This is a genomic window from Rhodococcus sp. EPR-147 (assembly GCF_001647185.1).
Taxonomy (GTDB): Bacteria; Actinomycetota; Actinomycetes; order Mycobacteriales; family Mycobacteriaceae; genus Rhodococcoides.
The window spans coordinates 1-3,767 of sequence record NZ_LVCU01000397.1; the positions used below are offsets into that span (position 1 = coordinate 1).

The window sequence follows — 3,767 nt, forward strand, 5'->3', positions numbered from 1 at the left end:
CGCTTTGTTCTCCGGATCGAACACGATGTCGCGTTCGTTGTCCGTCACTGCCGACCGAATCTTCTTGGCCGACACCTTCGGATCGTCGAGAATGTTGACGATGCCCGCCGGATTCGACGAGGACTTGCTCATCTTCGCGGTGGGATCCTGTAGATCGAAGATCTTCGCGGTGCCCTTGATGATGTGCGCATCGGGCACGACGAACGTCTTCTTGAATCGCGTGTTGAAACGCTGCGCCAGATCGCGCGTCAGCTCCAGGTGTTGCCGCTGATCCTCGCCCACGGGCACCAGATTCGGCCGATAGAGAAGAATGTCCGCGGCCTGCAGAATCGGGTAGGTGAACAGCCCGACGCTGGTGTGATCGCGACCCTGCTTGGCGGACTTGTCCTTGAACTGCGTCATCCTCGCTGCTTCGCCGAATCCGGTGATGCAGTTCAGAACCCACGCCAGCTGCGCATGCTCGGGCACCTGACTCTGCACGAACAGCGTCGACTTCTCCGGATCGATCCCTACCGCGAGCAACTGCGCCGCGGCCACCCGGGTGCGGCGGCGAAGCTCCTTGGGATCCTGCGGAACGGTGATCGCATGTAGGTCCGGAATGAAATAGAACGCGTCGAACTCGTCCTGCAACTCCACCCAGTTCCGCACCGCACCCAGGTAGTTACCGAGATGGAACGAATCCGCAGTCGGTTGGATGCCGGAGAGCACCCTCCGACGCGGACCTTGCGGAGTGTCGATGGAGTCGGAGGAAGACATACGGCAATCTTTTCACGACCCCATCGACGCCAACTCCCTGCCTAGCCAACACGGGTCACTCCGCAGGCTCCGCTCTAGCGGTAGCGCACTGTCACCGGAGCATGATCGGACCATCGCTGGTCGTACGCCTCGGCCCGCTCGGTGATCGCTTCCTTGGCGCGCTCGGCCAGATCGCTCGTGGCCAACTGATAGTCGATCCGCCACCCTGCGTCGTTGTCGAAGGCCTTGCCGCGGTAGGACCACCAGCTGTACGGACCTTCGACGCCCGGGTGCAGAGCCCGTACGACGTCGGTCCACGGTGCCTTCTCGGCGAGCAACCGCGCCAACCACTCGCGTTCCTCGGGCAGGAAGCCGGAGTTCTTGCGGTTGGTCTTCCATGCCTTGAGATCGGCCTCGGTGTGGGCGATGTTCCAATCGCCGCACACCACCACGTCCCGATCGTCGGACTTCGCGGCCTTGGCCGTCTTGGCCAGATACTTCGCGAACGCCGCCATGAAGCGTTCCTTCTCGTCCTGGCGTTCGGTACCCACCTCGCCCGACGGCAGATACAGGCTCGCCACGGTGACATCGCCGAAGTCGCCTTCGATGTAGCGACCCACATCGGCGAATTCGGCGGCACCGATGCCGGTGCGAATCGCATCGGGAGCCGCCTTCGACAGCAGGGCTACCCCGTTGCGTCCCTTCGCGGACGGCTCGGCCGAGGCCAGGTGCCAGCCCGCATCGAGGGCCGGGGCCAACGCCTTGGTCAGTTCCCCGTCGTTGGCGCGGGTTTCCTGCAGGCAGATGACGTCGGCATCGGTGGCCTCGAGCCATGGCAGCATGCCCTTGCGAACAGCTGCGCGAATTCCGTTGACGTTGACAGTGGAAACAGTGATCGGCACGCCGACGACGGTAGCCGAGCCCACCGACAGTCGGCTGCTCGCCTTCCGTCGGCGGCACCTCCGGCGAGGTTGCTAAGGATGCCTCGGCTTGGCCCCGGGCTTGGGGGCGGTGACCGCCGATGTCACCTCCGGCGAGGTAGTCGGTTCTCGATCGATGCGTCGGTAGACGAGGTGCTGCTGGGCGTAGGTCCAGATGTTGTTGCTCACCCAGTACAGCAACACCGCAACCGGAAGTACCGGCCCACCGACGAGCACGCCTGCCGGGAACACCCAGAGCACGAGCTTGTTCATGATCGCGGTCTGCGGGTTTGCCAGCGCCGCTGCGTCCTGCCGAGCGACGGACGCCCGCGAGTTCAGATGCGTGGCCACCGCAGCGACGATCATCAACGGGACCGCGACGAGCGCGATGCTCAACACCGACGGCACTCCCCCGAACGGGCCGAATGCCTCCAGAACCTCGCGCGAGCTGTTCATAGCAGCAGAGATCGGCGCACCGAACAGCCGCGCGTCGAGAAAGGACTGCACATCGGCGGCGCTGAAGACGTAGTTCGCGGTGTTCGCATTTTCCTGCGCCGTCATACCGAGATGACCGAATCCGGTGCCGGTACGGTTGAACGAGCGCAGCACGTGCAGCAGGCCGATGAACACCGGGCCCTGCGCCAGCAGGGGCAGGCACCCCATCAAGGGGTTGAAACCGTGTTCCTGCTGCAACTTCCGCATTTCGGTTGCCTGTCGAGCACGGTCCCCGGAGTACTTCTTCTGCACGGCCTTGATCTGTGGTTGGAGCCTCTTCATCGCGAGCTGGGAACGAATCTGACTGACGAACGGCTTGATCAACACCGCACGAAGCGTGAAGACCAGAAATATCACGGCCAACGCCCAGGCGAAGCCGTTGTCGGGGCCGAGCACGGACCCGAAGACTCTGTGCCAGAACCACAGCACCGCGGAGACGGGATAGTAGACGACATCGAGCATGGCGGAGCACCTCACTTTGAGAGAAGTCGGTCGGTTGGCGTCTCGACCGGATCTCGCAGTGGCTCAGGAGAACTGGAGCCACCGGTCCGGTCCGTGGACCGAACCGGGTGCTCTGGGCATGGGGCGACCGGGCGCATCGGGTTGCTGTTGCCTGCGGAACGATCCCCGAAGCCGCCGCCCGTCCGCGCCTGCGGCGCACAACGACAGCGGTGCGATCACGGCGAGGTCGCACCGCGCACCGAGGACGACCAGGGACGCCGCGACCAGCGCACCGAACATCGCTATCTGTGCGGCGGGTTGTGCGTCGACGACGGCGAAGACGACTAGCAGGACGGCGAGGACGCCGACCAGCGTCCCGGCGTAGCGTCGAATCGCCAGGTGAAGGGTTCGAGAATCGAGCATCTTGAGTTCCTTGGGACAGCCTCGCGGACAACGGATTGCGAAGGCGTGGGGGAACTGTCGAGCTACAGCGCCCCCACCAGTGCACCGGGTGCTCGTGGCTGTGGGCGGCCCGGAGCATCCGGGCGATGTTGACGCCGGAAAGAGCCTCGCAGATGGCGTTCTTCTGCGGCGGGGCCGACGTTCGGCAGCAGGCGCAGCAGTGCCGGAACATCGACACGGTGCGCGAGCAGCATCAGCGTTGCCAGCGCCGCGACGAGAATCAGGGCCACGTCTGCGGTTGCGGTCGGCATCGTCAGGTACAGCGTCACGAGGAGCAGCGAGGTGACGACCATGCGCTGGTATCTCATCCCGCACCTCCCTGGTGTGCCACCGAACCCGAGTCGTTGCTCAGGGTACAGATACCGAAGGGTCCGTGCACAGGTGCCAGGTATCCCCGACGAACACCGGACCTCGGGCTTGCACGCAGGGACGAACGTAGTCGGGCAGTCGCTCGAGCTCCGCGTCGGCGTCGGACGACAACCCACCGACGTAGGACGTATCGATGCGTCCGGTCTGCTCGAAGCGATCGACGTTGTGCCGTGCGATGTACGCATCCGGATTCAGAGCCGCCAGCGTGAGCACGGTCAGAACCGCACCGACGCCCACGGCTCTCGGTAGCCAGCGCCCCGACATCCGCGCGCCCGAGATCAGAAGCAGTACGAACACCGATCCCAGCCACCACTCGACGGCCGTGACGAACAATCTGAGCGTCGT

At 64.5% G+C, this 3,767-nt stretch carries 6 protein-coding genes; all 6 read right to left on the reverse strand.

Going from position 1 to position 3,767, the window contains the following annotated elements:
- On the reverse strand, nucleotides 1-756 hold a 756-nt coding region (gene trpS / locus A2J02_RS17800; protein WP_068051725.1), incomplete at its 3' end, for a tryptophan--tRNA ligase.
- A gap of 74 nt (nucleotides 757-830) precedes the next feature.
- The gene (locus A2J02_RS17805) at nucleotides 831-1,577 is read right to left on the reverse strand and encodes an exodeoxyribonuclease III (protein ID WP_068051728.1); all 747 of its coding nucleotides are present in this window, start codon (nucleotides 1,575-1,577) and stop codon (nucleotides 831-833) included.
- Between the two features lie 132 nt (nucleotides 1,578-1,709).
- Entirely contained in the window at nucleotides 1,710-2,612 is a 903-nt protein-coding gene (gene yidC / locus A2J02_RS17810; protein WP_068051715.1) for a membrane protein insertase YidC, read from the reverse strand.
- A gap of 63 nt (nucleotides 2,613-2,675) precedes the next feature.
- Entirely contained in the window at nucleotides 2,676-3,014 is a 339-nt protein-coding gene (locus A2J02_RS17815) for a DUF6412 domain-containing protein (protein WP_068051718.1), read from the reverse strand.
- 62 nt (nucleotides 3,015-3,076) lie between these two features.
- Nucleotides 3,077-3,361, reverse strand: coding sequence for a DUF6412 domain-containing protein (locus tag A2J02_RS17820; RefSeq protein ID WP_068051721.1), 285 nt, complete (start codon nucleotides 3,359-3,361; stop codon nucleotides 3,077-3,079).
- Between the two features lie 40 nt (nucleotides 3,362-3,401).
- The coding region (locus tag A2J02_RS17825; RefSeq protein WP_156516276.1) for a DUF4153 domain-containing protein at nucleotides 3,402-3,767 on the reverse strand (366 nt) is incomplete at its 5' end.